At 59.2% G+C, this 12,979-nt stretch carries 13 protein-coding genes; all 13 read left to right on the forward strand.

The genetic code is table 11. The features are described 5' to 3' along the window. Positions 1 to 33: 33 nt before the first annotated feature. The 13 genes from rpoC to rpsC all read left to right on the forward strand — a co-directional run bounded on the left by rpoC (position 34) and on the right by rpsC (position 12,971). Positions 34 to 4,233 (forward strand): DNA-directed RNA polymerase subunit beta', encoded by a 4,200-nt coding sequence (rpoC, locus tag IB275_RS03115; protein ID WP_081520878.1) that lies wholly within the window; start codon positions 34 to 36, stop codon positions 4,231 to 4,233. Positions 4,234 to 4,387: 154 nt separating this feature from the next. Next, the gene (rpsL, locus tag IB275_RS03120; protein WP_015475317.1) at positions 4,388 to 4,759 is read left to right on the forward strand and encodes a 30S ribosomal protein S12; all 372 of its coding nucleotides are present in this window, start codon (positions 4,388 to 4,390) and stop codon (positions 4,757 to 4,759) included. An 85-nt stretch (positions 4,760 to 4,844) separates the two neighbouring features. Continuing rightward, the gene (gene rpsG, locus IB275_RS03125) at positions 4,845 to 5,315 is read left to right on the forward strand and encodes a 30S ribosomal protein S7 (RefSeq protein WP_015475318.1); all 471 of its coding nucleotides are present in this window, start codon (positions 4,845 to 4,847) and stop codon (positions 5,313 to 5,315) included. A gap of 30 nt (positions 5,316 to 5,345) precedes the next feature. Next, positions 5,346 to 7,481 carry an elongation factor G gene (gene fusA, locus IB275_RS03130; protein WP_045217356.1) on the forward strand — a complete coding sequence of 712 codons (2,136 nt, stop codon included), beginning with the start codon at positions 5,346 to 5,348 and terminating at the stop codon, positions 7,479 to 7,481. A gap of 28 nt (positions 7,482 to 7,509) precedes the next feature. Continuing rightward, positions 7,510 to 8,703 carry an elongation factor Tu gene (gene tuf, locus IB275_RS03135; RefSeq protein ID WP_054910987.1) on the forward strand — a complete coding sequence of 398 codons (1,194 nt, stop codon included), beginning with the start codon at positions 7,510 to 7,512 and terminating at the stop codon, positions 8,701 to 8,703. 155 nt (positions 8,704 to 8,858) lie between these two features. Continuing rightward, on the forward strand, positions 8,859 to 9,170 hold the full coding sequence (gene rpsJ / locus IB275_RS03140; RefSeq protein ID WP_003243886.1) for a 30S ribosomal protein S10: 312 nt from the start codon (positions 8,859 to 8,861) through the stop codon (positions 9,168 to 9,170). A gap of 82 nt (positions 9,171 to 9,252) precedes the next feature. Continuing rightward, a complete protein-coding gene (gene rplC, locus IB275_RS03145; RefSeq protein ID WP_024767389.1) occupies positions 9,253 to 9,888 on the forward strand; it encodes a 50S ribosomal protein L3 in 636 nt (211 codons plus the stop codon). A gap of 14 nt (positions 9,889 to 9,902) precedes the next feature. Continuing rightward, on the forward strand, positions 9,903 to 10,505 hold the full coding sequence (gene rplD, locus IB275_RS03150; RefSeq protein WP_017521904.1) for a 50S ribosomal protein L4: 603 nt from the start codon (positions 9,903 to 9,905) through the stop codon (positions 10,503 to 10,505). Continuing rightward, positions 10,502 to 10,801, forward strand: coding sequence for a 50S ribosomal protein L23 (rplW, locus tag IB275_RS03155; RefSeq protein WP_015475322.1), 300 nt, complete (start codon positions 10,502 to 10,504; stop codon positions 10,799 to 10,801). Before rplD ends, rplW begins: the two co-directional genes overlap by 4 nt. An 11-nt stretch (positions 10,802 to 10,812) precedes the next feature. Beyond that, positions 10,813 to 11,634 carry a 50S ribosomal protein L2 gene (gene rplB, locus IB275_RS03160; RefSeq protein WP_024767388.1) on the forward strand — a complete coding sequence of 274 codons (822 nt, stop codon included), beginning with the start codon at positions 10,813 to 10,815 and terminating at the stop codon, positions 11,632 to 11,634. A 16-nt stretch (positions 11,635 to 11,650) separates the two neighbouring features. Beyond that, the gene (gene rpsS, locus IB275_RS03165) at positions 11,651 to 11,926 is read left to right on the forward strand and encodes a 30S ribosomal protein S19 (protein WP_017521902.1); all 276 of its coding nucleotides are present in this window, start codon (positions 11,651 to 11,653) and stop codon (positions 11,924 to 11,926) included. A 12-nt stretch (positions 11,927 to 11,938) separates the two neighbouring features. Next, a complete protein-coding gene (gene rplV / locus IB275_RS03170) occupies positions 11,939 to 12,271 on the forward strand; it encodes a 50S ribosomal protein L22 (RefSeq protein WP_015475325.1) in 333 nt (110 codons plus the stop codon). 13 nt (positions 12,272 to 12,284) lie between these two features. Further along, positions 12,285 to 12,971, forward strand: a complete 687-nt coding sequence (gene rpsC / locus IB275_RS03175; protein ID WP_015475326.1) for a 30S ribosomal protein S3 — start codon at positions 12,285 to 12,287, stop codon at positions 12,969 to 12,971. Positions 12,972 to 12,979 lie beyond the last annotated feature (8 nt).

Genomic DNA, 12,979 nt, shown 5'->3' on the forward strand with positions numbered 1-12,979 from the left:
CCGGTCGCACCGGGTCCGTGAGGAGGAAAGGCCTTGAAAGACTTGCTTAATCTGTTGAAAAACCAGGGTCAGATCGAAGAGTTCGATGCCATCCGTATTGGCCTGGCCTCGCCCGAGATGATTCGTTCCTGGTCCTTCGGCGAAGTCAAGAAGCCGGAGACCATCAACTACCGTACCTTCAAGCCGGAGCGCGATGGCCTGTTCTGCGCCAAGATCTTTGGCCCGGTGAAGGACTACGAGTGCCTGTGCGGTAAGTACAAGCGCCTGAAACACCGCGGTGTGATCTGCGAGAAGTGCGGCGTGGAAGTCGCTCTGGCCAAGGTGCGCCGCGAGCGCATGGGCCACATCGAGCTGGCCTCGCCGGTCGCCCACATCTGGTTCCTGAAGTCCCTGCCGTCCCGTATCGGCCTGCTGCTGGACATGACCCTGCGTGACATCGAGCGCGTGCTCTATTTCGAGAGCTACGTGGTGATCGATCCGGGCATGACCACCCTCGAGAAGGGTCAGCTGCTGAACGACGAGCAGTACTTCGAAGCCCTCGAAGAGTTCGGTGACGACTTCGACGCCCGCATGGGTGCGGAAGCCGTTCGCGAGCTGCTCAACGCTATCGATCTGGAGCACGAGATTGGCCGCCTGCGCGAAGAGATTCCGCAGACCAACTCGGAAACCAAGATCAAGAAGCTGTCCAAGCGCCTGAAGCTGATGGAAGCCTTCCAGGGCTCCGGCAACCATCCCGAGTGGATGGTGCTGACCGTCCTGCCGGTGCTGCCGCCGGACCTGCGTCCGCTGGTTCCGCTGGATGGCGGCCGCTTCGCGACTTCGGATCTGAACGATCTGTATCGCCGCGTGATCAACCGTAACAACCGTCTGAAGCGCCTGCTCGATCTGGCAGCTCCCGACATCATCGTGCGCAACGAAAAGCGCATGCTGCAGGAAGCCGTCGACGCCCTGCTGGACAACGGCCGCCGCGGCCGTGCCATCACCGGCTCGAACAAGCGCCCGCTGAAGTCCCTGGCCGACATGATCAAGGGCAAGCAGGGTCGCTTCCGTCAGAACCTGCTCGGCAAGCGCGTGGACTACTCCGGTCGTTCGGTCATTACCGTAGGCCCGACCCTGCGTCTGCACCAGTGCGGTCTGCCGAAGAAGATGGCCCTGGAGCTGTTCAAGCCGTTCATCTTCGGCAAGCTGGAAGGTCGTGGCATGGCCACCACCATCAAGGCTGCCAAGAAGATGGTCGAGCGCGAGCTGCCGGAAGTGTGGGACGTTCTCGCTGAAGTCATCCGCGAACACCCCGTACTGCTGAACCGTGCGCCGACCCTGCACCGTCTGGGCATCCAGGCGTTCGAGCCGGTACTGATCGAAGGTAAAGCCATCCAGCTGCACCCGCTGGTCTGCGCCGCGTACAACGCCGACTTCGACGGTGACCAGATGGCCGTGCACGTTCCGCTGACCCTCGAGGCTCAGCTGGAAGCGCGCGCGCTGATGATGTCGACCAACAACATTCTGTCGCCCGCCAACGGCGAGCCGATCATCGTTCCGTCGCAGGACGTGGTAATGGGTCTGTACTACATGACCCGTGAAGCGATCAACGCGAAGGGCGAGGGCATGGCTTTCGCAGATCTGCAGGAAGTTGACCGCGCGTACCGCAGCGGCCAGGTGTCCCTGCACGCCCGCGTAAAAGTGCGCATCAACGAGAAGATCAAGAACGAAGACGGCACCCTGACCGCCAACACCCGTATCGTCGACTCCACTGTCGGCCGTGCGCTGCTGTTCCAGGTTGTCCCGGCCGGCCTGCCCTTCGACGTGGTCAATCAGTCGATGAAGAAGAAGGCGATCTCCAAGCTGATCAACCACTGCTACCGCGTGGTGGGTCTGAAGGACACCGTCATCTTCGCTGACCAGCTGATGTACACCGGCTTCGCCTACTCGACCATCTCCGGTGTGTCGATCGGCGTGAACGACTTCGTCATCCCGGACGAAAAGGCCCGCATCATCGATGCCGCCACCGAGGAAGTGAAGGAGATCGAAAGCCAGTACGCCTCCGGCCTGGTAACCCAGGGCGAGAAGTACAACAAGGTGATCGACCTCTGGTCCAAGGCCAACGACGAAGTGTCCAAGGCGATGATGGCCAACCTCTCGAAAGAGAAGGTGACCGATCGCGAAGGCAAGCAGGTCGACCAGGAGTCCTTCAACTCCATGTACATGATGGCGGACTCCGGTGCGCGGGGTTCCGCGGCCCAGATCCGTCAGCTGGCCGGTATGCGTGGCCTGATGGCCAAGCCGGACGGCTCCATCATCGAGACCCCGATCACCGCGAACTTCCGTGAAGGCCTGAACGTACTCCAGTACTTCATCTCCACTCACGGTGCTCGTAAAGGTCTGGCGGATACCGCACTGAAGACCGCGAACTCCGGTTACCTGACCCGTCGTCTCGTCGACGTGGCCCAGGACCTGGTCGTGACCGAGATCGACTGCGGCACCGAGCATGGCCTGGTCATGTCCCCGCACATCGAAGGCGGCGACGTGGTAGAGCCGCTGGGTGAGCGTGTACTCGGCCGCGTAATGGCTCGCGACGTGTTCAAGCCGGGCAGCGACGACGTGATCGTCGAAGCCGGTACCCTGATCGACGAGAAGTGGGTCGACTTCCTCGAGCAGATGAGCGTCGACGAAGTCGTTGTGCGTTCGCCAATCACCTGCGAAACCCGTCACGGCATCTGCGCCATGTGCTACGGCCGCGATCTGGCCCGTGGTCACCGCGTGAACATCGGTGAGGCTGTTGGCGTTATCGCTGCCCAGTCGATCGGTGAGCCGGGTACCCAGCTGACCATGCGTACCTTCCACATCGGTGGTGCGGCCAGCCGTACTTCCGCGGTGGACAACGTACAGGTCAAGAACGGCGGCACCATTCGCCTGCACAACCTGAAGCACGTAGAGCGTGCCGACGGCGCCCTGGTAGCGGTTTCCCGTTCCGGTGAGCTGGCGGTAGCCGACGACTTCGGTCGTGAGCGCGAGCGCTACAAGCTGCCGTACGGTGCGGTGATTTCCGTGAAGGAAGGTGACAAGGTCGACCCGGGCGCCATCGTCGCCAAGTGGGACCCGCACACCCACCCGATCGTCACCGAGATGGACGGCACCGTGGCCTTCGTGGGCATGGAAGAGGGCATCACCATCAAGCGCCAGACCGACGAACTGACCGGTCTGACCAACATTGAAGTGATGGATCCGAAGGATCGTCCGGCTGCCGGCAAGGACATTCGTCCGGCTGTGAAGCTGATCGACGCCGCAGGCAAGGATCTGCTGCTGCCGGGTACCGACGTACCGGCCCAGTACTTCCTGCCGGCGAACGCCCTGGTCAACCTCAACGATGGCGCGAAAGTGCGTATCGGTGACGTTATCGCGCGTATCCCGCAGGAAACCTCGAAGACCCGCGACATCACCGGTGGTCTGCCGCGCGTTGCCGACCTGTTCGAAGCTCGTCGTCCGAAAGAGCCTTCGATCCTGGCGGAAATCAGCGGCACCATTTCCTTCGGCAAGGAAACCAAGGGCAAGCGTCGCCTGGTCATCACTCCCACCGACGGTAGCGATCCGTACGAGGAGCTGATTCCGAAGTGGCGTCACCTGAACGTGTTCGAAGGTGAACAGGTAAGCCGTGGTGAAGTGATCTCCGACGGCCCGAGCAACCCGCACGACATCCTCCGTCTGCTGGGTGTCAGCTCGCTGGCCAAGTACATCGTCAACGAGATCCAGGACGTTTACCGTCTGCAGGGCGTGAAGATCAACGACAAGCATATCGAGACCATCCTGCGCCAGATGCTGCGCAAGGTCGAAGTGGCCGAGTCGGGCGATTCGTCCTTCATCAAGGGCGACCAGGTCGAACTGGTTCACGTGCTGGAAGAGAACGAAGTACTGGGCACCCAGGACAAGTTCCCGGCCAAGTACGAGCGCGTTCTGCTGGGTATCACCAAGGCCTCGCTGTCCACCGAGTCGTTCATCTCGGCGGCATCCTTCCAGGAGACCACCCGCGTCCTCACCGAGGCGGCGGTCACCGGCAAGCGCGACTTCCTGCGCGGCCTGAAGGAGAACGTGGTCGTGGGTCGTCTGATCCCGGCGGGTACCGGTCTGGCCTACCACAGCGAGCGCAAGCGTCAGCGCGAACTCGGCAAGCCGCAGCGCGTGAGCGCGAGCGAGGCCGAAGCAGCACTGGCCGAAGCGCTCAATCTGAGCGGTAATTAAGCCTCAAACGAAGCCCCGGTTGTCTTGACAACCGGGGCTTTGTCTTGACTGGCTTCCGTAAGCTCTTTAGTATCTTGTACCCCGAAAATTGGCAGGGCGCGTGCTCTGCCCATTTTCGTTTTTAAGTGTCGTAAGACAATCAGTGGAGCTATAGATGGCAACTATCAACCAGCTGGTGCGCAAACCGCGCAAGCGCCTGGTAGACAAGAGCGGCGTTCCTGCCCTGCAGAACTGCCCTCAGCGTCGCGGCGTATGCACCCGCGTATACACCACCACCCCGAAGAAGCCGAACTCCGCACTGCGTAAAGTGTGCCGTGTTCGTCTGACCAACGGTTTCGAGGTTTCCTCGTACATCGGTGGTGAAGGTCACAACCTGCAGGAGCACAGCGTAGTGCTGATCCGTGGCGGTCGTGTAAAGGACCTTCCGGGTGTTCGCTACCACACCGTGCGCGGTTCGCTGGATACCTCCGGCGTTAAAGACCGTAAGCAGGGTCGTTCGAAGTACGGCGCGAAGCGTCCGAAGTAATTTTGTTTTCCTATTTGCTGAGTCGATAAGAGTAAGGTCGGGCATCAAGTCCCGGATTACCTGAAGACCGTTTGAGGGCTTATCAATGCCAAGACGTCGTGTAGCGGCCAAACGTGAGATCCTGGCCGATCCTAAATACGGAAGCCAGATTCTGGCGAAGTTCATGAACCACGTGATGGAAAGCGGCAAGAAAGCCGTTGCCGAGCGTATCGTTTACGGTGCTCTGGACAAGGTCAAAGAGCGCGGTAAAGGCGACCCCCTGGAACTCTTCGAAAAAGCACTCGACGCCATCGCTCCGCTGGTCGAAGTGAAGTCCCGCCGTGTAGGCGGTGCTACCTACCAGGTTCCGGTCGAAGTACGTCCGTCCCGTCGTAATGCACTGGCCATGCGCTGGCTGGTGGACTTCGCCCGCAAGCGTGGCGAGAAGTCCATGGCTCTGCGTCTCGCTGGCGAACTGATGGACGCCGCTGAAGGTAAAGGCGCCGCTGTCAAGAAGCGTGAAGACGTACACCGTATGGCCGAGGCCAACAAAGCGTTCTCGCACTACCGCTTCTAATTACGGCAACACTACTTCTGCGAGGGCTTTATGGCTCGTAACACAGCAATCAACCGCTACCGGAACATTGGTATCTGTGCCCACGTTGACGCGGGCAAGACCACCACCACCGAGCGGATCCTGTTCTACACAGGTCTCAGCCACAAGATGGGTGAGGTGCATGACGGCGCTGCCACTACCGACTGGATGGTGCAGGAGCAGGAGCGTGGTATTACCATCACCTCCGCTGCGATCACCACCTTCTGGGAAGGTTCGCGCGGCCAGTACGACAAGTACCGCGTAAACGTCATCGACACCCCCGGCCACGTAGACTTCACCATTGAAGTTGAGCGCTCCCTGCGCGTGCTGGACGGCGCCGTCGTTGTGTTCTGCGGCACCTCCGGCGTTGAGCCGCAGTCCGAAACCGTATGGCGTCAAGCCAACAAGTACGGCGTTCCGCGTATCGTTTACGTGAACAAGATGGACCGCGCCGGCGCCAACTTCCTGCGCGTCGTCGGTCAGATCAAGAACCGCCTGGGGCACACCCCGGTTCCGGTTCAGCTGGCCATCGGTGCAGAAGATGACTTCCAGGGTCAGGTTGACCTGCTGAAGATGAAGGCCATCTACTGGAACGAAGACGACAAGGGCACTTCCTATCGCGAGGAAGAAATTCCTGCCGATATGGTCGAGCTGGCCACCGAGTGGCGCAACAACATGGTCGAAGCTGCTGCCGAAGCCAACGAAGAGCTGATGAACAAGTACCTGGAAGAGGGTGAGCTGTCGATCGAAGAGATCAAGGCTGGCCTGCGTCTGCGTACCATCGCCTGCGAAATCGTACCGGCTGTCTGCGGCTCCTCGTTCAAGAACAAGGGCGTGCCCCTGGTTCTCGACGCCGTGATCGACTTCCTGCCTGCTCCGACCGAGATCCCTGCTATCCAGGGTATCCACCCGGATCACATCGACGACGGCGACGAAGCTCCGAAGGACGATCGTCCTGCCGACGACAATGCTCCGTTCTCGGCTCTGGCATTCAAGATCGCCACCGACCCGTTCGTAGGTACTCTGACCTTCGTTCGCGTCTACTCGGGCGTTCTGGAGTCTGGTAACTCCGTTATCAACTCCGTGAAAGGCAAGAAAGAGCGCGTTGGTCGTATGGTGCAGATGCACGCGAACCAGCGTGACGAGATCAAAGAAGTACGCGCTGGCGACATCGCTGCTCTGATTGGCATGAAGGACGTCACCACCGGTGACACCCTGTGCGATATCGAGAAGCCGATCATCCTCGAGCGTATGGACTTCCCGGAGCCGGTAATCTCGGTAGCTGTTGAGCCGAAGACCAAGGCTGACCAGGAGAAGATGGGCATTGCCCTCGGCAAGCTGGCTCAGGAAGACCCGTCGTTCCGCGTCAAGACCGACGAAGAAACCGGCCAGACCATCATCTCCGGTATGGGTGAGCTGCACCTGGACATCCTCGTCGACCGCATGAAGCGTGAATTCGGCGTTGAGGCGAACATTGGCAAGCCGCAGGTTTCGTACCGCGAAACCATCTCGAAGGACAACATCGAGATCGAAGGCAAGTTCGTTCGTCAGTCCGGTGGTCGTGGTCAGTTCGGTCACTGCTGGATTCGCTTCTCGACTCCGGACGTGGACGACAAGGGCAACATCACTGAAGGCCTGGTCTTCACCAACGAAGTCGTGGGCGGTGTGGTTCCGAAGGAATACATCCCGGCCATCCAGAAGGGCATCGAAGAGCAGATGAAGAACGGCGTTGTTGCCGGCTATCCGCTGATCGGCCTGAAGGCGACCGTCTTCGATGGTTCCTACCACGACGTCGACTCCAACGAGATGGCGTTCAAGATCGCTGCTTCCATGGCGACCAAGCAGCTGGCCCAGAAGGGCGGCGGCAAGGTTCTGGAGCCGATCATGAAGGTGGAAGTGGTGACTCCTGAGGACTACATGGGTGACGTGATGGGTGACCTGAACCGTCGTCGTGGTCTGATTCAGGGGATGGAAGACTCGGTTTCCGGTAAGGTTATCCGTGCCGAGGTTCCGCTGGGCGAGATGTTCGGTTACGCAACCGACGTGCGTTCCATGTCCCAGGGTCGCGCTAGCTACTCCATGGAATTCTCCAAGTACGCTGAAGCTCCGGCGAACGTCGTCGAAGCTCTGGCCAAAAAACAAGCTTGATTCAGCTCTTTTAGTAGAGGTTACTCTCGTGGCTAAAGAAAAATTTGAACGTAACAAACCGCACGTCAACGTCGGCACCATCGGTCACGTTGACCACGGCAAAACCACTCTGACCGCTGCTCTGACCAAGGTCTGCTCCGAGACCTGGGGCGGCTCCGCTCGCGCTTTCGACCAGATCGACAACGCGCCGGAAGAGAAGGCTCGTGGTATCACCATCAACACCTCTCACGTTGAATACGACTCGCCGGTACGCCACTACGCTCACGTAGACTGCCCGGGTCACGCCGACTACGTGAAGAACATGATCACCGGTGCTGCCCAGATGGACGGCGCGATCCTGGTTTGCTCCGCTGCTGACGGCCCCATGCCGCAGACCCGCGAGCACATCCTGCTGTCCCGTCAGGTAGGCGTTCCTTACATCGTCGTGTTCCTGAACAAGGCCGACATGGTTGACGACGCCGAGCTGCTGGAACTGGTCGAAATGGAAGTTCGCGATCTGCTGAACACCTACGACTTCCCGGGCGACGACACCCCGATCGTGATCGGTTCCGCTCTGATGGCCCTGAACGGCCAGGACGACAACGAGATGGGCGTTTCCGCCGTGCGCAAGCTGGTAGAAACCCTGGACTCGTACATCCCTGAGCCCGAGCGCGCCATCGACAAGCCGTTCCTGATGCCGATCGAAGACGTATTCTCGATCTCCGGTCGTGGCACCGTGGTAACTGGCCGTGTTGAGCGTGGCATCGTCAAGATCCAGGAAGAAGTGGAAATCGTCGGCATCAAGGCGACTACCAAAACTACCTGCACCGGCGTTGAAATGTTCCGCAAGCTGCTCGACGAAGGTCGTGCTGGTGAGAACGTTGGCGTTCTGCTGCGTGGCACCAAGCGTGAAGACGTAGAGCGTGGCCAGGTTCTGGCCAAGCCGGGCACCATCAAGCCGCACACCAAGTTCGAGTGCGAAGTGTACGTGCTGTCCAAAGAAGAAGGTGGTCGTCACACCCCGTTCTTCAAAGGCTACCGTCCGCAGTTCTACTTCCGTACCACCGACGTAACCGGCAACTGCGAACTGCCGGAAGGCGTTGAGATGGTAATGCCGGGCGACAACGTGAAAATGGTTGTTACCCTGATCGCTCCGATCGCCATGGAAGATGGTCTGCGCTTCGCGATTCGCGAAGGCGGCCGTACCGTTGGCGCCGGCGTGGTTGCCAAGATCATCGAGTAATCGCTGATCCGCTCCAGGAAAAGGGACCCTTCGGGGTCCCTTTTTCGTTGAGTTGGTTAAATATTGACACCCCCCAGACGCATCCGTACAATTGCGCCTCCTTTTAACGGGCGGAGTCCGTCCGTTGGGAATGGCAACTTGGAGTCTGAGGTCAAATGCAAAATCAACAAATCCGTATTCGGTTGAAGGCTTTTGATCACCGCCTGATCGACCAATCTACCCAGGAAATCGTGGAAACCGCGAAACGTACTGGGGCTCAGGTGCGTGGTCCGATTCCTCTGCCGACCCGCAAGGAACGTTACACCGTGCTGATTTCCCCGCACGTCAACAAGGACGCTCGTGACCAGTACGAAATTCGTACCCACAAGCGTGTTCTCGACATCGTTCAGCCGACCGACAAAACTGTCGACGCGCTGATGAAGCTCGACCTTGCTGCTGGCGTCGAAGTACAGATCAGCCTCGGCTAATGCCTTCGGCATTGGTCGTGTAACGCTCTGAAATGGGCGGCCATAGCGGGTGAAAGCCCCGTACACTAAAGAGGTTCTAAAGATGACAATTGGTGTTGTCGGTCGTAAGTGCGGCATGACCCGCATCTTCACCGAAGATGGTGTCTCCATTCCGGTCACGGTCATTGAGGTCGAGCCGAATCGCGTCACCCAGTTCAAAAACGAAGAAAGCGATGGCTATCGCGCTGTGCAGGTAACTGCTGGCGAGCGCCGTGCTTCTCGCGTGACCAAGGCGCAAGCCGGTCACTTTGCCAAGGCGAATGTCGCCGCCGGTCGCGGCGTGTGGGAATTCCGTCTGGGCGAAGAGGAGTTCAAGGCAGGCGATTCCATCTCTGTCGACCTGTTCCAGGCCGGTCAGCTGGTAGACGTTACTGGCGAGTCCAAAGGTAAAGGCTTTGCCGGTACCATCAAGCGCTGGAACTTCCGTGGTCAAGATAACACCCACGGTAACTCCGTTTCCCACCGCGTCCCGGGTTCCATCGGCCAGTGCCAGACTCCTGGTCGAGTGTTCAAGGGCAAAAAAATGTCGGGCCACATGGGTGCTGAGCGTGTAACCGTTCAATCCCTTGAGGTCGTGCGTGTCGATGCAGAGCGCAATCTGCTGCTGGTCAAAGGTGCCGTTCCCGGCGCTACCGGTGGTGATGTGCTGGTGCGTCCGGCAGCCAAGGCTCGCGGTTAAGAGAGGAAGCTGAGATGCAACTGAATGTAAATGGCGCTCAGGCGATCGAGGTTTCCGAGCGTACCTTTGGTAGCGAATTCAACGAGACCCTGGTTCACCAGGCAGTCGTCGCCTACATGGCTGGCGGTCGTCAGGGCACCAAGGCTCAGAAAACTCGTTCCGAAGTCTCCGGTGGTGGCAAGAAGCCGTGGCGTCAGAAGGGCACTGGTCGTGCTCGTGCTGGCACCATCCGTAGCCCCATCTGGCGTGGCGGCGGCGCGACCTTCGCGGCCAAGCCCCAGGATCACTCCCAGAAGCTCAACAAGAAGATGTACCGCGCTGCACTGCGCTCCATCCTCTCTGAGCTGGTTCGTCTGGACCGTCTGGTTGTCGTTGCCGACTTCGCTGTCGACGCACCGAAGACCAAAGGTCTGGTCAGCAAGCTGGAAGGCCTGGGCCTGAAAGATGTACTGATCGTCACCGAAGGCGTCGATGAGAACCTGTACCTGGCAGCTCGCAACCTGGCCCACGTCGATGTGCGTGACGTCCAGGCTTCCGATCCGGTCAGCCTCATCGCCTACGACAAGGTGCTGGTCACCGTGTCCGCCGTGAAGAAGTTCGAGGAGCTGCTGGCATGAACCAGGAACGCGTATTCAAAGTGCTGCTGGGCCCGCATATCTCCGAGAAGGCCACTGGCCTGGCGGACGGCAACAGCCAATTCGTTTTCAAGGTTGCCACTGATGCAACCAAGCTGGAAATCAAGAAGGCCGTAGAAAGCCTGTTCGGCGTGAAAGTACGTCGCGTCACCACCCTGAACGTTCAGGGCAAGACCAAGCGTACCGTTCGCGGCCTGGGCAAGCGTAACGACTGGAAAAAAGCGTACATCGCTCTCCAGCCGGGCCAGGATCTCGATTTCGCAGCTGGCGCTGAGTAAAGGGGTGCATCATGGCAATCGTTAAATGCAAACCGACTTCCGCTGGTCGTCGTTTCGTCGTCAAGGTAGTGAACCAGGACCTGCACAAAGGTGCTCCGTTCGCTCCCCTGCTCGAGAAGAAGTCCAAGTCGGGCGGCCGTAACAACAACGGTCGCATCACCACCCGTCATATCGGTGGTGGTCACAAGCAGCACTATCGTCTGGTCGACTTCCGTCGCAACAAGGATGGCATTCCTGCCATCGTTGAACGCGTCGAATACGATCCGAACCGTACTGCTCACATCGCTCTGCTGAAATACGCGGACGGCGAGCGTCGTTACATCATCGCCCCCAAAGGCGTGGTGGCTGGCGATCAACTGATCTCCGGTATCGGCGCTCCGATCAAGGCCGGCAACAACATGCCGCTGCGCAACATCCCGGTGGGTAGCACCATCCACGGTATCGAACTGAAGCCTGGCAAAGGCGCTCAGATCGCTCGCTCCGCTGGCGCTTCGGCTCAGCTGGTAGCCCGTGAAGGTGCATACGTAACCGTACGTCTGCGTTCCGGTGAGATGCGTAAAGTCCTGGCTGACTGCCGTGCGACCCTGGGTGAAGTCTCGAACTCCGAGCACAGCCTGCGTTCGCTGGGTAAAGCCGGTGCCAAACGCTGGCGTGGCGTTCGCCCGACCGTTCGTGGTGTTGCCATGAACCCGGTCGACCACCCGCATGGTGGTGGTGAAGGTCGTACCTCTGCTGGTCGTCATCCGGTATCGCCGTGGGGTCTTCAGACCAAGGGTAAGAAGACTCGCGCGAACAAGCGTACCGACAACATGATCGTCCGTCGCCGCAAGTAAATAGAGGGATACGACAGTGCCACGTTCTCTGAAAAAAGGTCCTTTTATCGATCTTCACCTGCTGAAGAAGATCGAAGTGGCGGTAGAAAAGAACGACCGCAAGCCGATCAAGACCTGGTCGCGCCGTTCTATGATCATGCCGCACATGGTTGGTCTGACCATCGCTGTCCACAACGGCCGTCAACACGTGCCGGTTCTGGTCAACGAAGACATGGTCGGTCACAAACTCGGCGAGTTCGCTGCTACCCGCACTTATCGTGGGCACGCTGCGGACAAGAAAGCCAAGCGTTAAGGGGTAAGGAAGATGGAAGTAGCCGCTAAGCTCTCGGGCGCTCGTATCTCCGCCCAGAAAGCCCGCTTGGTCGCCGACCAGATCCGCGGGAAGAAGGTGGGCGACGCGCTCAACCTCCTGGCTTTCAGCAACAAGAAAGCCGCCGAGATCATGAAGAAAGTGCTGGAGTCGGCCGTTGCCAACGCCGAGCACAACGAAGGCGCCGATGTAGACGATCTCAAAGTCTCCACCGTCTTCGTCAACGAAGGTCGTTCGCTCAAGCGCATCATGCCGCGTGCCAAAGGCCGTGCTGATCGCATCGTCAAGCGGTCTTGCCATATCACTGTCAAGGTTGCGGACAAGTAACGGAGTCGATCAGATGGGTCAGAAAGTACATCCCAATGGCATCCGCCTGGGTATCGTCAAGGAGCACACCTCCGTTTGGTACGCAGATAAGCGCACTTACGCCGATTATCTGTTTGCCGACCTGAAGGTACGTGAGTATCTCCAAGACAAACTAAAAAGCGCGTCCGTCAGCCGTATCGACATCCATCGTCCGGCTCAGACTGCACGCATCACCATCCACACCGCTCGTCCCGGCATTGTGATCGGCAAGAAAGGTGAAGATGTTGAGAAGCTGCGTCAGGACCTGACCAAGCAAATGGGTGTGCCGGTGCACATCAACATCGAAGAGATCCGCAAGCCGGAACTCGACGGTATGCTGGTTGCGCAGAGCGTAGCTCAGCAGCTGGAGCGTCGCGTTATGTTCCGTCGCGCCATGAAGCGCGCTGTACAGAACGCCATGCGCATTGGTGCCAAAGGCATCAAGATCCAGGTAAGCGGTCGTCTGGGCGGTGCTGAAATCGCTCGTACCGAGTGGTATCGCGAAGGTCGTGTGCCCCTGCACACCCTGCGTGCCGACATCGACTATGCAACCTACGAAGCGCACACCACCTACGGTGTGATCGGTGTGAAGGTTTGGATCTTCAAAGGCGAGGTCATTGGTGGCCGCCAGGAAGAGCTGAAGCCTGTAGCGCCCGCTCCTCGTAAAAAAGCTGCTAAGTAAGGAGTACG

It is taken from the genome of Pseudomonas sp. PDM21, from assembly GCF_014852505.2.
In the GTDB taxonomy this organism is placed as follows: domain Bacteria; phylum Pseudomonadota; class Gammaproteobacteria; order Pseudomonadales; family Pseudomonadaceae; genus Pseudomonas.

Excerpts from the sequence above, each read along its gene's own strand:
- rpsL (WP_015475317.1), top strand. The coding sequence starts at position 4,388 with ATGGCAACTATCAACCAGCTGGTGCGCAAACCGCGCAAGCGCCTGGTA.
- rpsG (WP_015475318.1), top strand. The coding sequence starts at position 4,845 with ATGCCAAGACGTCGTGTAGCGGCCAAACGTGAGATCCTGGCCGATCCT.
- fusA (WP_045217356.1), top strand. The coding sequence starts at position 5,346 with ATGGCTCGTAACACAGCAATCAACCGCTACCGGAACATTGGTATCTGT.
- rpsJ (WP_003243886.1), top strand. The coding sequence starts at position 8,859 with ATGCAAAATCAACAAATCCGTATTCGGTTGAAGGCTTTTGATCACCGC.
- rplC (WP_024767389.1), top strand. The coding sequence starts at position 9,253 with ATGACAATTGGTGTTGTCGGTCGTAAGTGCGGCATGACCCGCATCTTC.
- rplD (WP_017521904.1), top strand. The coding sequence starts at position 9,903 with ATGCAACTGAATGTAAATGGCGCTCAGGCGATCGAGGTTTCCGAGCGT.
- rplW (WP_015475322.1), top strand. The coding sequence starts at position 10,502 with ATGAACCAGGAACGCGTATTCAAAGTGCTGCTGGGCCCGCATATCTCC.
- rplB (WP_024767388.1), top strand. The coding sequence starts at position 10,813 with ATGGCAATCGTTAAATGCAAACCGACTTCCGCTGGTCGTCGTTTCGTC.
- rplV (WP_015475325.1), top strand. The coding sequence starts at position 11,939 with ATGGAAGTAGCCGCTAAGCTCTCGGGCGCTCGTATCTCCGCCCAGAAA.
- rpsC (WP_015475326.1), top strand. The coding sequence starts at position 12,285 with ATGGGTCAGAAAGTACATCCCAATGGCATCCGCCTGGGTATCGTCAAG.